General features: G+C 37.8%; 14 protein-coding genes. 3 read left to right on the top strand and 11 right to left on the bottom strand.

The genetic code is table 11. The annotated features are described in order from the left end of the window. Positions 1 to 21: 21 nt before the first annotated feature. Complete coding sequence (locus tag AC1Q6O_RS00680) at positions 22 to 498, bottom strand: threonine/serine exporter family protein (protein WP_089985955.1); 477 nt, start codon at positions 496 to 498, stop codon at positions 22 to 24. A 12-nt stretch (positions 499 to 510) separates the two neighbouring features. After that, positions 511 to 1,263, bottom strand: coding sequence for a threonine/serine exporter family protein (locus AC1Q6O_RS00675; protein ID WP_025115515.1), 753 nt, complete (start codon positions 1,261 to 1,263; stop codon positions 511 to 513). Positions 1,264 to 1,589: 326 nt separating this feature from the next. Between AC1Q6O_RS00675 and AC1Q6O_RS00670 the strand changes: the two genes are divergently transcribed. Further along, positions 1,590 to 2,996 carry a polysaccharide deacetylase family protein gene (locus AC1Q6O_RS00670; RefSeq protein ID WP_043990091.1) on the top strand — a complete coding sequence of 469 codons (1,407 nt, stop codon included), beginning with the start codon at positions 1,590 to 1,592 and terminating at the stop codon, positions 2,994 to 2,996. 56 nt (positions 2,997 to 3,052) lie between these two features. Here AC1Q6O_RS00670 and AC1Q6O_RS00665 read toward each other — a convergent pair whose 3' ends face one another. The 4 genes from AC1Q6O_RS00665 to AC1Q6O_RS00650 all read right to left on the bottom strand — a co-directional run bounded on the left by AC1Q6O_RS00665 (position 3,053) and on the right by AC1Q6O_RS00650 (position 9,164). After that, positions 3,053 to 5,149 carry a beta-propeller domain-containing protein gene (locus tag AC1Q6O_RS00665; protein WP_492400869.1) on the bottom strand — a complete coding sequence of 699 codons (2,097 nt, stop codon included), beginning with the start codon at positions 5,147 to 5,149 and terminating at the stop codon, positions 3,053 to 3,055. Positions 5,150 to 5,283: 134 nt separating this feature from the next. Next, on the bottom strand, positions 5,284 to 6,477 hold the full coding sequence (locus AC1Q6O_RS00660; RefSeq protein ID WP_089985953.1) for an acyl-CoA dehydrogenase family protein: 1,194 nt from the start codon (positions 6,475 to 6,477) through the stop codon (positions 5,284 to 5,286). A 9-nt stretch (positions 6,478 to 6,486) separates the two neighbouring features. Then, positions 6,487 to 7,659 carry a saccharopine dehydrogenase family protein gene (locus AC1Q6O_RS00655; RefSeq protein ID WP_008176188.1) on the bottom strand — a complete coding sequence of 391 codons (1,173 nt, stop codon included), beginning with the start codon at positions 7,657 to 7,659 and terminating at the stop codon, positions 6,487 to 6,489. Positions 7,660 to 7,685: 26 nt separating this feature from the next. Further along, the gene (locus AC1Q6O_RS00650; protein WP_043990092.1) at positions 7,686 to 9,164 is read right to left on the bottom strand and encodes an aldehyde dehydrogenase family protein; all 1,479 of its coding nucleotides are present in this window, start codon (positions 9,162 to 9,164) and stop codon (positions 7,686 to 7,688) included. Positions 9,165 to 9,576: 412 nt separating this feature from the next. Between AC1Q6O_RS00650 and AC1Q6O_RS00645 the strand changes: the two genes are divergently transcribed. Further along, positions 9,577 to 10,377, top strand: a complete 801-nt coding sequence (locus AC1Q6O_RS00645; protein ID WP_008176191.1) for a TIGR00266 family protein — start codon at positions 9,577 to 9,579, stop codon at positions 10,375 to 10,377. A 39-nt stretch (positions 10,378 to 10,416) separates the two neighbouring features. Here the strand turns inward: AC1Q6O_RS00645 and AC1Q6O_RS00640 are convergent, their stop codons facing one another. From AC1Q6O_RS00640 to AC1Q6O_RS00625, 4 genes are all read right to left on the bottom strand, one after another. Beyond that, entirely contained in the window at positions 10,417 to 11,379 is a 963-nt protein-coding gene (locus tag AC1Q6O_RS00640) for a 2-hydroxyacid dehydrogenase (RefSeq protein ID WP_089985951.1), read from the bottom strand. Between the two features lie 218 nt (positions 11,380 to 11,597). Beyond that, entirely contained in the window at positions 11,598 to 12,890 is a 1,293-nt protein-coding gene (locus tag AC1Q6O_RS00635; RefSeq protein ID WP_008176197.1) for a globin-coupled sensor protein, read from the bottom strand. Positions 12,891 to 13,181: 291 nt separating this feature from the next. Then, positions 13,182 to 14,015, bottom strand: a complete 834-nt coding sequence (locus AC1Q6O_RS00630) for an undecaprenyl-diphosphate phosphatase (RefSeq protein ID WP_012292617.1) — start codon at positions 14,013 to 14,015, stop codon at positions 13,182 to 13,184. 103 nt (positions 14,016 to 14,118) lie between these two features. Further along, positions 14,119 to 15,198, bottom strand: a complete 1,080-nt coding sequence (locus tag AC1Q6O_RS00625) for a metallophosphoesterase (protein ID WP_089985950.1) — start codon at positions 15,196 to 15,198, stop codon at positions 14,119 to 14,121. Between the two features lie 305 nt (positions 15,199 to 15,503). Here AC1Q6O_RS00625 and AC1Q6O_RS00620 point away from each other — a divergent pair, with 305 nt between their 5' ends. Next, positions 15,504 to 16,652, top strand: coding sequence for an acyl-CoA dehydrogenase family protein (locus AC1Q6O_RS00620; RefSeq protein WP_089985949.1), 1,149 nt, complete (start codon positions 15,504 to 15,506; stop codon positions 16,650 to 16,652). 41 nt (positions 16,653 to 16,693) lie between these two features. Here AC1Q6O_RS00620 and AC1Q6O_RS00615 read toward each other — a convergent pair whose 3' ends face one another. Further along, a complete protein-coding gene (locus tag AC1Q6O_RS00615) occupies positions 16,694 to 18,898 on the bottom strand; it encodes an MFS domain-containing histidine kinase (RefSeq protein ID WP_089985948.1) in 2,205 nt (734 codons plus the stop codon). Positions 18,899 to 18,905 lie beyond the last annotated feature (7 nt).

The following is an 18,905-nucleotide window of genomic DNA, read 5'->3' as shown; positions in this document are numbered from 1 at the left end:
CATACATGCAGCCTCCTATTTTTATTTTTTATAGACCTTTTGGAATTTCACCTTACTTGAACGGACTGAACGGAAAATGAGTTGAATAATTACTTCTGCAAAGACAAGTCCAATAACAATTGCCCCTGTTATTAAAAATGCCTTTAAACCATATTGTAAGCCTTGTAAATAATCATCCTCTACAACATTTCTCATGGCATTATAGGCCATGCCTCCTGGCACTAACGGAATGATTCCACCAACAATAAAAATAATCATCGGTATTTTAAATCGACGCGCATATAGATGAGCCACGATGGCAATGACAAACGAACCAAAGAAAGAGGCTTTAACAACATCCATTCCTTGCTCTGTTAAAATATAATAAATAATCCAGCCAATTACCCCAACAAGACCACAATGAAGTAGCGTCTTTCTAGGTACATTAAAAATGATGGCAATCCCAGCTGTAGCAAAAAAACTAACAATTAATTGTATGATAATGTCCATTGTGTGCATGCTAGTCGCCTCCTAAAATCCTAGGGTGACGGCAATAGCTGCCCCTATGGCAAAGGCAGTTAAAAAGGCTTCTGCTCCTTTTGCCATCCCTGACATAAAATGACCTGCCATTAAATCACGAACTGCATTCGTAATCAAAATTCCTGGTACGAGCGGCATAACAGAACTAATGATGATTTTATCTAGCTCTGTCCCGTAACCATACTTTACTGCGAAGAAGGCAACAAAGCCGAGAACGAGTGATGCTGTAAATTCAGAAAAAAATTTAACTTTTGTTAAATGATTCGTTATTACAAGCATTAGGAAGCCTAACCCCCCTGCTAAAACAGCGATAGGAAAATCGGACCACCCACCCTTAAACATAATAAGGAAACAACCACTTGCAAAAGCGGCCGCAATAACTTGTAAATAGGTTGGTAAAAAATAATTTGTTTTTTGTATCGACTTTAGCTCGTCATAAGCTTCTTCTAATGTTATCATGTGAGATGTGAGTCTCCGAGATACTGAATTTACCAAGGCTATTTTTTGTAAATCTGTAACCCTGCTGGAAATTGATGAAATTCTCGTTGGCTGTGTCTTGCCTAACGAAAAAATGATTCCAGTCGGTGTGGCATAACATTGAGCATTCGGCATATTTTGAGAATGTGCCATCCTCAGCATCGTATCCTCCACACGGTATGTTTCTGCACCACTTTCAATCATAATACGCCCTGCAAGCAACAAACAGTCAATCGTAAGTTCATTATCCGCTTCTTGTAAGACCATTGCAGCTATCTGCCTCCTTCAAAATGTTCCTTGCCAATAGTATCGAACTGCCATTAAAAACACAACTGAAAATTTCAGCCAAAAGATTGGGTTTTTTCAATTTAATTTTACATAATTGATCTTTGGTTGTTCTATTTTTAGTAAGGATTTTTTATCCACTAATACAGTAGTATAACCACGTTCGATATACTACTTCAAGAAGGAAAAATGGCTAGCATTAATTTCTATAAATTAACAATAAAAGTTTATAGATTTGTATAACTTTTTTCATGATTGGCACGTCTGATTGTATAGAAAATAAAATTGAGGGGAGCGTATCCAACACCATGCAGGAACGCAGAAAAAAACGCGGCCCAATAATAGATTTTTTATTACTTGGCCTCATTGTAGCTTTAACAACTATTATACTCGTTATTATCCTATCTAAGGATGAATTTAAGTTTCAAAAAATTAGTGCTTCAAAAGAAACCGATACAGAATCGGTTAATAGTAATATATCAACGGAAAGTTCTGCGTTTCCAGGGATACGAATTGTAACAGATGTTTCTAATGATAAACGTACACCTTTTGCCATTCATTACCCACAAACAGATAACGAAGTTTTTAATGATGCCGTATTACAATACATAACGGATTCAAAAGAAAACTATCTAGCCTCTATGAAAAAAGATAAAGAAGTTATGGGTGAATTAAATATTAGTCTTGAAACATTTCCGTACCGAGAGCATTACTATTCATTTGTGCTAACAAAGATGCTTTACGTAGGTGGAGCTAACCATGAGGTCACAACGAAAACATTCTTTATTAATAACGAAACTGGCGAGCAAATAACTATTCAAACATTATTACAAAATGACGAGAATAATTTATCGACGTTAGCCGCAAATGTGCGAAAAGATTTGCAGAAGAATCTCCAAATAAAGGATGAGCTTTTAAAGGATGAATTATTAAAAGCTACTGAACCAAAATGGTCCAACTTCACTCGCTTTGCAATTGCAGACGATTCGTTGCAATTCTATTTCGATGAATATGAGATTGCTAGCGGGTCAGCAGGTGCCCCAATAGTGAAACTACCACTTTCGCTCATTAACCCATTGTTAGCCTCTGATTTTCAAATTGCTATGGAAAATGTTAAACCAATTACACCACCACCCACTGGTGATCCAAATAAAAAACGAATTGCGCTGACATTTGATGATGGTCCACACCCAAAGGTGACAGAGCAGATATTAAACATTCTCGATAAATATCACGCAAAAGCAACCTTCTTTATGCTTGGTAGTCGTGTACAATATTATCCTGACATTGCAAGAGATGTACTTGCACGTGGGCATGAAATCGGCAATCACTCATGGAATCACCCGGTTTTAACGAAACTTACGCAAGAACAAGTGATGAAAGAGTATAATACAACAGCCTCTGAAATAGAGAAGGCTATTAATCACGGTGCCACTGTTTTCAGACCACCTTATGGAGCAACTAATGACACGATTGACGCTGAGATTCCTGTTCCAGTCGTGCTTTGGACAATTGATACATTAGATTGGAAGCATCGCAATGCACAGCAATTATTGCCAAATGTAAAAAATAATCTACACAATAATGCAATAGTACTAATGCATGATATCCATCAATCTACTGCAGATGGCCTCGATGCTGTTCTTGCTTATTTACAAGGTCAGGGCTATGAATTTGTAACAGTTTCTGAGATTTTGCCCTACCGTCAAAAGTAAGATCCACCACAAAGAAAAGTCCAATGAATTCTATTTGAATTCATCGGACTTTTTTGTCATTTAATGATTAATGTATCTAGAGGTTTAAAGTCTTTTAACTGATAGCTCTTCACTTCATTACGCGCTACTGTATAAAGAGCGTCCTCTATATAAACAACCCTTTGTACGACCTGCTCCCAATTCTCATATGGCTCACCGTTCGTAGCATTCATAATATTCCCTTTTAGAGTAATGCCTTTATCTGCAGTAATTTCATAAATTTGAGCACCCTGACCTTTATAAACAATGTTGTCTCCTTTACCCGCTTCATATTGGACAACTGGGAAGCCAAAGTAGTTGTATTCCTTATTTCGGAATAGCGCTTTTGGATTGTATTGAACTTCAGAATAGGATCCCTTTCCGCCAATTTTCACGGTGGATTGTTCTTTTGGATTTTTGAAGTCTGATACATCAAATAATGACATCTTCATATTCGTCGTCACCGTAAAATTGCGCTTCGTATACGAATCATAACGTTGTTCTGTATCATAGCCGATACCAATTAAATGTGTTTCATCTAATGGATGCAGGTAATTACTAAAGCCCGGAATTTTTAACTCCCCTAGGACCGCTGGTTTTTTCGGATTTGCTACATCAATGACAAACAGTGGATCGACTTCTTTAAATGTCACCACATATGCCTTATCTCCCATAAAACGAGCAGAATAAATCTTTTCCCCAGGTGCCATATTTTTCACTGTACCTAAAGCTTTTAAATATTCATCTAAAATAAAGAGGTGGTTATAGGAGGTACTTTTCTCATCCCACGTATTACCTTCTGTTGTAAAGATTCGTAAGTTACCCTTATATTCATCCATAGAATATTGATTTAAAACAGTCCCCTTTACTTCAGTACTACCAGTGAAATTCAATGTTGTTCCATCTATATTCCATTTGAAAATTTGCGTGTCAGCCGCTTTCGGCATCCATATCATATCCATAGCGCGTTTTTCTAATGGTATGGCGTTATTACCTTCATAAATTGGTGTCGTTAAATATAGTGCATTCTCTGACATATAAAGTCCACTACTGCCGCCCAAGTACCCTTTTGTATTAGCCGTTGTTTTGGCACCATTTTTTAAATCGATAGCTGTAATTAAACTATAGGTACCATCCATTGTATTAGGCAAAATCGAAATTTTTTCTAAAGGTAAACTTTCGAACTTTTCTCCTGTCAAGCTATCATATGTTTTTGGTTTTAAATCTGCTTTTTGCTCTTGTTGTAATACCCAATAGTTCGGATACATATTACCAATTAAATAGAGTGTGTCTTTTGCAATACGGATATCCTTTAGATATCCTTCTTGCCCCACATCGCGTATATGTTTTGGCTTGTTTGGATTGGAAATGTCATAAAATGAAGCTGTGACCATTCCCGTGCCTGCTTTTTCAATATATTGATCCCCAATTGCTATTAATAAATTATCATATAGCGCAAGCTTTGAAATATATTGCGACTCTTTCAGCTTAATATTTGCAGCCTGTTTTAAATGCTGCGGGTCTTTAGCGTTCACAACTGTAATGCTTTGATCTTTTGCAGTAAAAATAAAACCGTCTTTGACAACAACAATATCGCCTTCTTCTACACCTTCCACTTGATTATTAGTTGTAGACTCGTTATTCGCTGTTGCTTTATCTTCACTTTTTGCACTTTGAGACATCTCTTCTTCTCTAATTTCACCTCTAGGCGCCTTTAACAAATTCTTAAAATATTGTTCTAATTCTTTTTCTGATTGAACGGCTGTTAACGTTTCAATAATTGTAAATGGAATAACTTGCGAAGCTACATTAAGTCCTCCCTGTGCAAAGGCTTCTTTTTTTACATGTAATTGATAACTGCCTGGTACAAGTTCCTTTACAACTAATGTTTTTTGATCTTCTAACAATGCAATCGTTGCAGGTACTTTTTTCCCTTTTTCTGTCGTTACATACACATTGTCCTCAGTAATTTTACTTTTCTTTAAGCTTACAGAGAATGATGCCTGCCAACTTTGGGTAGCCATACCCACACTTGCAGCCTTGGCAGTGACCTCTGTATTCATTGCCCATGTGAAAATACCAGGCACGATTGCTATAACAGCTATCAACATGAATGCCAGCCATTTACTTTTCATTATTTTACCTCTCCTTCATATACTTGTTTATCCATTAGACTAAGAAAAAGATGGAAAGTTACATTATTCTGAAATTTTTTTAAGGTATGGTTACCCCTACACAAAAAAACGAAAGGGAATAATATCCCCCTCGTTTATTCTTCAAACGGCCATTTTGGCAGCCTATTAGCTAATGGCTTATCTTGGCGTCTGCCTAATACATAATCTGCCTGCATAATGGTATGAATTTCTCGCGTACCTTCATAAATAACAGGTGCTTTGGAATTCCGCAGATAGCGCGCAACTGGATATTCATCTGAATAGCCATATGCACCATGAATTTGCACTGCATCATCCGCAGCCTTATTGGCAAAATCGCACGCCTGCCATTTTGCTAAAGATGTTTCTCTAGTATTACGAACACCTTTATTTTTCAACTCACCAACACGATAGACCAATAGGCGGCTCATCTGGTAACCAGCCTCCATATTAGCGATCATTTGTCCGACAAGCTGATGCTCTCCTATAGGCTTACCAAAGGTTTCTCGTTCATGACAATATTTCACACTTGCTTCAAGACACGCTTGGATCAAGCCGACAGCCCCCGCAGCTACAGTGAAACGTCCATTATCTAGGGCAGACATGGCTATTTTAAAGCCTTCTCCCTCTACACCGAGACGATTTTCTACTGGCACACGTAAATCTTCAAAGAAGAGCTCACCTGTATTACCTGCACGAATCCCGTATTTCCCTTTGATAGCCTTTGATGTAAAGCCTGCCATTGAACGTTCAACAATGAATGCACTAATACCATGATGTCTCTTGGACTTATCTGTATAGGCAAAAACGATAAAGTGATCAGCTATATCACATAAGGAAATCCATGTTTTCTGTCCATTGATGACATAATGATCCCCATCACGGACAGCTGTAGTAGACATAGCTGCCACATCAGAGCCAGCACCCGGCTCAGTAAGACCAAATGCACCAATTCGTACTCCTTTTGCCTGTGGAATAAGATAGCGCTGCTTTTGATCTTCAGTACCCCATTGCATTAATGTCATGCTATTCAGACCCGTGTGAACGGATACCGCTGTTCGGAATGCTGTATCTCCACGCTCCAGCTCCTCGCACACAATAGCAAGGGAGTTATAATCCATTCCACTCCCACCATACTGCTCTGGCACACAAACGCCCATTAGCCCAAGCTCCGCAAGCCTCGACCAAATTTTAGCATCAAAGCCCCCTTCAGCATCCCACTTTGCAATATAGGGAATAATTTCTTCATCAACAAATTGCCTTACCGTTTTTCGTAGCATTTCATGCTCCGTGGACATGTCAAAATTCATGGTCAGCACCTACCATTTCACAATCATAGCAGACTTATGAGACGTCTCTTTTATTACTACACCACGTTTGGCCATTTCTTCAATATACGTATCGCCAGGGACCACGGATTCAGGCGGGAAAACACCGTGCTCTTTAATAACACCCGCACCTATCATCTGAGCTACAACCGAAATAGTATTAGCTGTAGCACGGGCCATCGCTGTTTCATTGATAGTCATATCCTTACGCACAACCATTTCATATTCATATGTCAATTGCTGTTGCGCTTTTTCACCAGCAACAATGACACGTAATAGAACCGCATCTGGTTTTGTTCCCAGCTCCAGTTTCTTTTTAAGCGCCTCACGAACTACAGAACGAACAGGCACCTCTTGATTATCAACCTCTACCTTATTCGCTGAATCAAGGAAGCCTAAATCTGCTAATAGCTTAAACTTCTCTGCATGCCCCTTATAACGAATTGTTTTATACTCTAATGTGCGGACATTTGGGAATGTTTTATACAATGTAGAGATGCCTCCAGATGTATAAAATGCCTCAAGCACACCGAAATCATCAAAATAAATAGGTTCAACACCTGAAAGGGAAGGAACTTCTTGTAATTTGCCCTTTTGAATCGTTTTTGAAGGCTCAGTATAATGATCAAAAACACCATCTAAAGAAAATACGCGTGTATAATGAAGCGGAGGCTTTGGTTCAGTTGGAATGCCACCAACAAATAGTTTAATAGACTCAACATCATCTAATTTAGAGGCACCATAGCCCGCTAGAATATTGATCATACCTGGAGCAACACCTAAGTCAGGGATAATTGTGACACCTTTTGCTTTTGCTTCCTCATGCAGATCTAATATATTTTCGGTAACACCACCTATATGGCCACCTAAATCTACAGAATGTACACCCGCTTCAATAGCTGCTCTCGCAACGCGCTCGTTGAAGGAATAAAATAATGCATTGATCACAACATCACCTTTTGAGATGACCTTCATTAACGAATCATCGTGCTCTGCATGAAGCTCTACAACTTCAACCCTATCTGTATTTAAAGTATCCACAAAGTCCTGTGCCACTTTTACATCGATATCACCTAAAAATACACGATCGACTTTATCATTTTTTATTAAATCACGAGCTACCTCTTTACCCATTAAACCTGCACCTAATACAACAACTTTCATCAAGAACATCCCCTTTCGTTGATCTGTTACTCTGTATCGATTTGTGCTCTTTGTAATTTACCGCTGTAGTCTACGTAAATGCTCTTCCACTCCGTATATACATCTAGGGCTGCAACACCTGAATCTCGATGTCCATTGCCAGTTCCTTTTGTACCGCCAAATGGTAAATGGATTTCAGCACCTGTTGTGCCGGCATTTATATAAACAATACCCGTGTCTAAATCACGCTGTGCGCGGAAAATAGTATTAACATTTTGTGAGAAAATTGAGCTTGATAAGCCAAATTTCACGCCATTATTTACTTCAATTGCTTCCTCTAAGCTTGCTACCTCAATTAGAGAAACGACAGGACCAAAAATCTCTTCTTGGGCAATAATCATGTCAGGCTTCACGTTCGTAAACAATGTAGGCTCGTAATAAAACCCATTGTCATATGGTGGCTCATTTAAAATTCTACCACCAGCTAGTAACGTGGCACCTTCCTGCTTGCCTATTTGTACATAGTGATTAATTTTTTCCAATGCAGCTTTATTAATCACCGGCCCAATTTTAACTCCTTCGTCTAGACCATTCCCAATTGTGAGTTTTTGCATTTCATCTAAGAGACGATTTTCTAATTGCTCTTTAACATCTTTATGCACAATTACTCGGCTACATGCTGTACATCTTTGACCAGCGGTACCAAAGGCACTCCAAAGTATACCCTCTGTAGCCAGTTGAAGATCTGCGTCATCCATAACAATGACAGCATTTTTTCCACCCATCTCTAAGGAAATCTTTTTCAAATGTTTACCGCCAAGCTCCGCTACTTTACTGCCTGTTGTCGTCGACCCAGTAAAGGAAATGACCTTTACATCAGGGTGTTCAATGAGCGCAGTCCCTACAGTCGGTCCTGTACCAAACACAATATTTGCTACTCCATCAGGTAAACCAACTTCTTCAAAAATTTTACCCATTTCACAAGCCATCATAGGTGTCTCATTTGATGGTTTCCAAATGAATGTATTACCCGCCACAATAGCAGGGAAAGATTTCCACGTGGCGATCGCAACAGGGAAGTTCCACGGTGTAATAAGCGCTACGACTCCAATTGGTGCCCTTACACTCATTGCAAACTTATTGGCCAATTCAGACGGAGTTGTTTCACCAAACAACCTACGACCCTCTCCTGCCATATAATAGGCCATATCAATTCCTTCTTGCACTTCTCCTCTTGCTTCTTCAATTACCTTACCCATCTCTTTTGTTAAAACGGTCGCCAAATATTCCTTTTTTTCTTTCATTTTTTGACCGATGGCATATAAAAATTCTGCACGCTTTGGCGCAGGCACAAGTGCCCAGCTCTTTTGTGCTTGTTTGGCTGCTACTACAGCCTCATCTACCTCATTAGAAGTAGATAGTGGTATGGTAGCAAGTTGCTCACCATTTGCAGGGTTCGTCACTGCTATACTTTGTAAATGTGAATGTGTGCTCCATTTACCACCAATATAGTTTTTAATCTCCACTACATACACCCCCTGAAATACTCTATGATGCCTCAGCTATTGTAACCAGTTGTATTCCTCAGGTACAAAATCTATGAATCTTAATAGAATAAAATACTTCAATATTCCGAATTTTCAAGATGTGATATACCCTGTCATACTATGATTATCAGTGACAATTGCCAGAGGCTTTATTTTCACTTAACTGCTTCCCCTCTATTAGAGAATACTCCAAAAGGAGGAATCGCTTAAGGTTATGTATATTCATAACACCCTTAGTTATATGAAAATAAATAATACACATTCTAGTTTTTTATATTCGCCATTTTCTATTTAATTCCCTTTTTTTCTAAATTATTTAATTTCTTATTGAAACCAAAGTGTTTTATAATCGTATAGAATATCAATAAATTTACTTTTGGAGGAATCCCTTATGAATAATCATGAAATTGACTACAAGTTATTTGGTGACGACATGCAATATGTGCAAGTTGAGCTTGATCCACAAGAAACAGTTGTGGCGGAAGCAGGCGCTTTAATGATGATGGATGACTCCATCCATATGGAAACTATTTTTGGCGATGGTTCAAAAGGCGGCTCACAAAGTGGTCTAATGGGCAAATTATTAGGTGCTGGTAAACGTTTAGTAACAGGTGAAAGCTTATTCATGACGACATTCACAAATGTTGGCTCAGGTAAGAAGCATGTTTATTTCGCTTCCCCGTACCCAGGTAAGATTATTCCGATGGATTTAAGTCAATTAAACGGGAAAATTATTTGTCAAAAAGATGCGTTCTTAGCTGCAGCTAAAGGTGTTTCTGTGGGCGTAGAATTCCAGAAAAAAATCGGTGTAGGCTTCTTCGGTGGTGAAGGCTTCATTATGCAAAAGCTTGAAGGCGATGGTATGGCATTTGTACATGCAGGAGGAGCCATTCATGAAAAAACATTACAGCCTGGGGAAGTTTTACGTGTAGATACAGGATGTTTAGTTGCGATGACTTCAAATGTAGATTACGATATTGAACTTGTTGGAGGCGTAAAAACTGCATTGTTTGGCGGTGAAGGGATTTTCTTCGCTACATTACGTGGACCAGGAACTGTCTGGGTGCAATCATTACCATTCAGCCGTTTAGCAAGTCGTGTCTTTGCAGCGGCACCAATTTCACAAGGCGGTGGCGGCCAGTCAAAAGGTGAAGGCGGTATTGGTGGTATATTCGATTTATTCAATAGATAAAATAAAAGGAGCATATCTATCAGTGATATGCTCCGTTTTTTAATCAATTCGATTTGAAATAGCCTTGCCCTGTCCATAAGCAGCCAATGCTTTCACATTTAACATGAGCATAGCTGTTCTCGTTTCTAAGGACGCACTACCGATATGCGGCAGTGCCACTACATTCGGGAGTGTCAACAATGGATGATCCATAGCAACAGGCTCTTGTTCAAAGACATCCAGCCCTGCTGCCCATAACTTGCCACTTATCAGGACATCGTATAGAGCTGCCTCATCAATAATTCCACCGCGAGAAGCATTTATTAAGACAGCATCCTCTTTCATTAACGCTAATTCATGTGCGCCAATGAGACCCTCAGTATCACTATTATAAGGTGTCATAATTACAACAAAATCAGATTGTTGTAAGAGGTCCTCTAATGATACATAGCGAAAGCCATACATCTCTTCCGCCTCATGTCGACGTCTTCGGTTATTATATAAAATTTTCATATCAAAACCTTTTGCTCGTCTAGCAACAGCCTGACCAATTCGGCCCATCCCTATTATTCCAATCGTCGCCCCTGATACGTCTTTACCAACCAGCTGCATCGGGTACCAGCTTTTCCATTTTCCCTCTCGTAAATATCTCTCACTTTCCGGAATTCTACGAGCCGTTGCAAGCAGTAAGCCAAATACTAAATCAGCCGTTGTATTCGTTAAGACACCAGGCGTATTTGTCGCCATAATACCTCTTTTTCGTAAAGCCTTCACATCAATATTGTTAAAACCAACTGCTAAATTTGTTACTAGCTTTAGGTTTGGTGCTTGCGAAAGTAATTCCTCATCCACTTGATCTGCAATTGTTACCCACAACACTTCACAATCAGCGACAGATGCAAGTAGTTTATCGCGAGGGATGACAATCTCCTCCTCTTCCCACTGAGAAACTTCATAAAACTCTTTTAATGGCTCAACAATATGTGCAGGAAACTTACGTGTAATAAATAATTTCTTTTTCATGTTCCAAACACCTCTCTACTCATTTCCCTAATTCGCCTATAGCGTAACACTTAAGGGAAGCATTTTCTAGAGGTTTCTAGTTTGCAACCTTCTATAATAATCGCTAATTTCCCTTTTCATCAGCCTAAAGACTTTGTTTATCCGTGAAATCAATCATTTTATCCACTTTGTAAGCATAAAAAAACTATGCATAAGCTGTATGCATAGTTACATCTCATTTAAAATTCTCTGATGGTCGTATTCAAACGATTGGCAACTCTCTCTAATTCATCAGAGGATTCACCTATCGTCTCAATAATATTTGCTAAATCTGATATTTGCTTCCCTACGTTTTGGAAATTTGAAATGGAATCCTCTACGGAGGTAGATATTGCATCAAATGCCTTTAAGGACTCGGCATTCTGTTTGATACTATTATTTACGAGCTCTTGTATATCCTGTATAGCTTGAACTACTTGTGTGGTAATTCCATTAGACATCTGAATTAAATCAGCAATCTGCTCAACTGAACTTTTCGTCTGATCCGCAAGCTTACGTACTTCATTGGCAACAACCGCAAAACCTTTGCCATGCTCCCCAGCACGCGCCGCCTCAATTGCCGAGTTTAATGCCAATAAGTTTGTTTGACCCGAAATACTTTTAACCATTTCAACCACTGCATTGATTTTTGAAGAGGATTCATCCAGCTGCTCCACCATATTTGCCATTTCAAATGTCTTATGATGAATTTTCCCTGTTTGTTCATTAATAGAAACAATTTTGGCATAGCCTTCACTTGAAACCTTTTGCATCGATTCTGCCTCATGAATGCTATCCTTCAATGAATCGTTCACCTTTTGGGCACTATTAACAAGCTCTGTCACTGTATCCGATGTATTTTGTGATTGAGCCTCTATGTGAGTAGAAATCCCACCAATTACATCCTTGACATGCTCTCGAACGTTATTGCGCTGTTCCTCAATCAATGTATTTGCATAGTTATCGTATTCCTCTAAAACAATTTGCTGTTCAAAATTACATATTTTACTGATGGCATCGCAAAATTTTTCTTCCTCCCCCTTAGATAAACGAAGTTCAAAAATTATCTTACGTAAAGATTTTTCAAGAATTTGAAAGGCTGCTAAATACCACTTCGGATATAAGTTAATTTTCACATGCATTTTTGCCACACGTCTACGCTTTTCAAGGAAAGCTTCATCTATTCTCCCCTCAAACATTTCAATAATATGATGGCGTAATGTTTGACGTAGGCGCTCACTGGAACTATGCCTTTGAATAACCTCACGTAATGCTGGCACACTTTCAATTGCATGATAAAATGCCGCAACAACTTCCACAACGTTTCTTTCCACATATGGCTTTAAACTATTAATTAATTGAAGATCATATACGCTTAATTCCACAAGATTTAATTGCAATAAACGATCAGGATTTTTAATAAAAATGCCTATATTAGCTTCATTACTTATTTCAATTGTATTTTTCTTAGATCTACTTACAATTTGAAACATTTTATCCACCTCATATTATAATCATATACCGAGCTAAGTCTATTATCCTACATGCTATTAAAAAACAACAAATAAGTAGATACTTTATGTATCAATTATAATCTCAAACCTACCAAATGAACAATATATGGGTAAATGTTGGCTGTATTTATTAAATACAATAACACATTTACTCTAAAACAAATACTATATACCTAATTTTATTCATTTTATTTGAAAGATGGATTGAAAAACCAATAAATTTAAGGCAAAAAAGCCACCGCTTCTTGTGAAAGAAGAGTGACTTTTTGTTTACATGAAAATAATTACGCAAAGAACTGCTGCTAAAACTAAACGATAAATTGCGAAAGGCATTAATTTCACTTTTGAAATAAGTGCTAAGAAAAACTTGATTGATAGTAACGCAAAGATAAATGAACTAATAAATCCGACAGCGTAGAATCCGAAATAATCCATTGATAATGTGTCCCAGTTCTTCAAAACAGATACTAAACTAGCTCCTGCCATGATAGGTACCGCCATAATGAATGTAAAATCGGCTGCCACACGGTGACTCATACCGAATAATACCCCACCAGAAATAGTCGCACCTGATCGTGAAAATCCTGGCCATAAAGATAAACATTGAACTAGCCCAACCTTAAAGGCTAAACCATATGAAATCTTATCTAAAGAATCTACTTTTGGTTTTCTTGGTGCCAATTTATCGGCTGCAATCATTAGGATAGCCCCTGCTACTAGTGCATAAACAACGTGCTCTACTTTAAATAGATGATCGTCAATAAAATCCTTAAATGCAAACCCTAAGACAACTGCTGGTAGCATACCGACAATAACATGCAATAAGTTAAAACGTCTATTAATGGACTGAGACTGACCATCAATTTTGTATAAGCCAACTAGGCTTAACATACGCTTCCACATCACCACGATAACAGCTAAAATGGAGCCCAATTGAACGACAATTTTAAATGTATTGGCAGGATATTTACCTAAAAACTCCTCTGTTTTTAACCACATATCGTCAACAATAATCATATGGCCAGTTGAAGATACTGGGGCAAATTCTGTCATACCTTCAACAAAGCCTAAAATCAGTGCTTTTAATAACTCTATAATTTCCACCTTGTCACCTTACCTTTATTAATCAAATACTCACTTATTATAAATTACTCCATTTTCATATACTACTGCTATTTCACCTATAAGTCACCCACAGCTGTAGCCATTAACGAAATTTCATATCCACTATCCAAAGCTCTGACCTACTACCGATTCTCATTGGCGGACCCCAGAAGCCATAGCCTGATGAAACAAGTGTATGCATTTGGTCTTTCAACTTATAACCATAATCCAGTTCAAACACTCGAGCGGTAATATACTGATTTGGCCACAGTTGACCTTTATGCGTATGACCTGACATGTGTAAGTCCACCCCCAGTTTCGAAGGAGTTAACAAATCGTCAGGCGTATGATTCATTACGAGCCATGGTAAGCTTTCGGAAGACTTTAACTCTGCTAGTGACTTTCTATCTTTATTCGTCCTGTCCTCTTGCCCTGTTAATATAAACGCATCATCTATACGAATTGTTTCATCAAGTAGTATATTTACATTGGCATTTTTCATTTCTTTTATAAATTCAGGAATCTTTTTACCATAATATTCGTGATTCCCCAATATACCATAAGTTCCATATGTAGATGTTAACTGTTTCATGACATCTGCCATTTCCCCTTGAACAAACCATTTTGGATCATCATCGACAATATCTCCAGCTAGCAACACAATATCCGGCTGTGCTTCATTCGATAAGTCAACAAAACGTTGTAAATGCCTTTTATGCGATAAAACACCTAAATGAAAATCAGATGCCACAACAGCTCTCAATGACTTCAGTTCACTATCCTTCTTATCAACAGTTATTTCTAAATGACGAACGACTGGAGAATAGGCTAAATAAGAGCCGATAATACTTAGCATAAATAATACAGCAATTGCTATACTACCAATTATTTGTACATTTTTAAAGGGTGTTAGCCAAATAATCAATTGTGCTGCTAAACATAGCAATAAACCGTATTCAAAAATAAACATCCAGTAATTACCAATAACTGAAAAGAATCGTAAGGACTCATGCAATCTTCCAATAATAATACTGAAAGCGACAAGATACAGTACTAACCAAAATAAGATTGGGTAACGGAACCATCCCATAGCCCCTAGCCACTGCTTTACTCCCCACCCCAAATAGAAAGTCAACGCACTATAAATACTAATTAAAAGTATACCTCCAATTACTTTTGGCATATCTTCGTCCTCTACTTTCCTATATATTTAGTTGATTATATCATTTATATGTAACAGTCATATGGGATGAAGTACTTGAATAATCTTCTAAAGAAAATAGGAACTAAATGCTTTAACCCTACATTGTAAGCATAGCTCATTATTTCGTATCATTCTTTTGTTTTACATGACATTTCACTGGACATAAATGACAATTTCGTCATTTTAGTATAAAAAGCTACTATTATTTTCACAAATATTCCAGTAACATAATAGGTGATAGAGAAGATTTACGTATTTACGAGCAAAAAGGGGTGCTAGTTCAAATGACACGTTATAAATTTGAAACAACAGAGCATGAGTTATTTCGTAAAACCTTTCGTAAGTTTTTAGCAGAAGAAGCCGAGCCACATTATGCGCAATGGGAAAAAGATCATCTTATCCCGCTTACATTTTGGCGAAGACTTGGTGATATGGGCTATCTTTGCCCTCAAGTAGAAGAGCAATATGGTGGACTAGGTCTTGATTTTAGTTTTGGTGTTATTATTCAAGAAGAGCTTGAGCGTATAGGCTCAAGTCTTATTGGGATCGGCCTGCATAATGATATTGTCGTACCTTATATTGAATCCTTCGGTACACATGAACAAAAATCACGGTGGCTGCCAAAATGTATTTCAGGCGACTATATTACAGCGATCGCCATGACTGAGCCAGGTACAGGTTCAGACTTAGCAAATATTCAAACAACAGCTATTCGTGATGGAGACCATTATATTGTAAATGGCCAAAAGACCTTTATTACAAACGGAATTCATACCAACTTAGCGGTTGTCGCCGTGAAAACAAATCCATCCGCTGAAAAAAAACACCAAGGTATTAGTCTACTTGTTATTGAAGAAGGTACACAAGGCTTTACAAAAGGGAGAAAGCTGGAAAAAGTCGGTATGCATGCTCAAGATACAGCTGAGCTATTTTTTGAAGATTGCCGAGTGCCAGTACAAAACCTACTTGGTGAAGAAGGTAAGGGCTTTGTTTATATGATGGAAAAACTTCAACAAGAGCGGTTAGCTGTGGCAATTGCAGCACAAACAGCAACTGAGGATATGCTTGCCTTAACACTAAACTATGTAAAATCACGCCAAGCATTTGGCAAGTCCATTGGAGACTTTCAAAATACACAATTTAAAATAGCTGAAATGGCTACTAAAATGGAGATCGGTAAATCATTTCTGGAATCATTGATTGAAGAGCATCTCGCAGGAAAAGATGTGGTAACGAAAGTATCCATGGCAAAATACTGGATAACTGAAAATGCCCGTGAGATAGCCACGCAATGCATGCAGCTTCATGGTGGCTATGGCTATATGGAGGAATATAAGATTGCACGAAGGTACAGAGACATTCCTGTTATGTCCATCTATGCAGGCACGAATGAAGTCATGAAAGTAATTATCGCGAAGAACTTAGGCTTATAATGAAAAAAAGATGGTGGCAATCCTCTGCCACCACCTTTTCCTCATACTGCTGAAATTCGAACTGTCACTTTAAATAAATCGCCATCCACATCAATTGTCATGCGAGCTCCATGCAAATCTACAATAGATTGCGCAATGGCTAATCCAAGTCCAGATCCCTCTGTATGACGTGAAGCATCTGCACGTTTGAAACGTTCAAATAGTTCATCAGCGTCTTCATTAATTTCATACTTCGCAACATTTTTTACCGTTAATTCAGCATCACCATCTGCTGTTCGTTTTAACGTCACATAGACGCGGGTACCCTCTAACGCATATTTCAATACATTAACAATTAAATTATCTATGAGTCTCCACCATTTTTGACCATCTACATAGGCATAAATAGGCTCATGAGGCATCGTCATTCGTAAATCTAAACGCGACTGTAATAAATCTTCCTTATGCTCCCCTACCGCCTGCTGAATAAGTTGTGTCAAATCTACACGACTTCGTTGAAGCTCAATATTACCACTTGCCATTTTCGATACTTCAAAGAGATCTTCAATCAATACTTTTAAACGTTCTGATTTTTTATCGAGAATATGAATGTATTGTTGACGTTCTTCCTCTGTAAGATTAGATTTTTTCAAAAGATCCGTATACGTAATAATCGAAGTTAACGGAGTTCGTAAATCATGACTCACATTGGTAATAAGCTCTGTTTTTAAACGTTCACTTTTAGCCTGCTCATGCATAGATGTTCGAACGCCTTCTCGTAAATGATTAAGATTTTCAGCATGACTAGCGAGTGGGGACTTCCCTTTCACTTTCACGTCACGATTCAGTCGCCCATTGGCCATATCTTTCGTATCCTTCATAATACGGTTTAAGTAACCCATTCTTGATAAGAAAACAATCAAGGTTGGAAACCCTACAAACATACACACACCTAGAACAAGAACTGGGAAAGCTCCTCCTCTTAACATAGAAGCGACAAGGCTACCTCCTCCAAAGAAGGCTGCCCCTAACATGAACAGTGCGTGCATCGCTATAGAGCGATTAATAAATAAATCCGTAATTGAATCCCCGAGTGACCATAAATAACTGGATTTCACATTTTGCTCTAACTTTTTCAACGTATCTATTCTTGTATAAAGCCAAATTAATTGAATAAAGAAAGCAATTCCTATGATAATTAACACACCTAATTTAAAGGCGAAATCTAGTATAGAGCGTACATAATTATATTGGAAATTGTAATCGTAAGTGTATTCAATCGACTCAAAAACAATTTGAGATGAAATAAGATACATAAACCCTGTGATCAACACTAAAACAACTTGAAAATCGAATTTCACCTTATTTAAAACGTCTTTTTCCTTCATTCCTTTAACAGTTTGCAGTACATCCTTACGACCTCTCCAAGCAAAAATTGCCGTTATTATGCTAGTGAGCCATATAAAGAAGTAGGTATATTGATTACGGTGAAAACGATTATAATCCTGCATAACACCTAATGATTGAACTGCTTTTTTAGAGATGGTTAAGACACCTATATATTCAGTTGTTTCATAAAGATTATCGACATCCACATAAGTTTCTGTACGGTAAAAAATATCCCTTACATTATTACTAATATTTCCCACATACAATGGATTTCGCTCAGAATACTTTATTTTATAGGCACTACTTTCTGAAACATCACCTGCACGGTATGTTTCTCCTGTTTCCGTATTCGTCAACTCATAAGACCAGTAATCATAAGACTTTTTAAAGCTTTTAGCTTCACTCTGTGCTGCTTTTATATATTTATCGATGAGTGCTTCTTCCCCAGCAAGAATCTTCTTTCTTACATGTTCATCGTTTTCGAAATTTGCCGTAATGTCTTTAATTTTATTATCTCGTTCAGTCTCTAGCTTTATTTGTAATTCTCCCGCATTGGCATCCATTGCTTCCTGAATTCGCTGTTCGTATTGTTGTTTAATATTATCGATTTGCTGTCCTAATGTACCATAATAATTTCGATGATCTTCTATTTGAGACTGCGTAATCTCTATTTTCCCTTTTAAGTCTTCAGCCTTCGGTAAATTTATTACTAACGGCCCGAGTTCTGAAGTAAAATTATCGATTTCATGTTGGAAATTTTCTGATTCGAAATAGGACTTACCAATATACTGATAGCCTACATGCCAAAAAGTAAAGATGCCGAAAATAGTCCAAATGAGACTCATTAACACCAGTAGGGATTTCCATTTTTTTATCATACCACTA

The sequence above is a fragment of the Lysinibacillus sp. GW823-FHT06C08 genome, from assembly GCF_058795135.1.
This window is presented reverse-complemented; position numbering and strand designations above follow the sequence as displayed.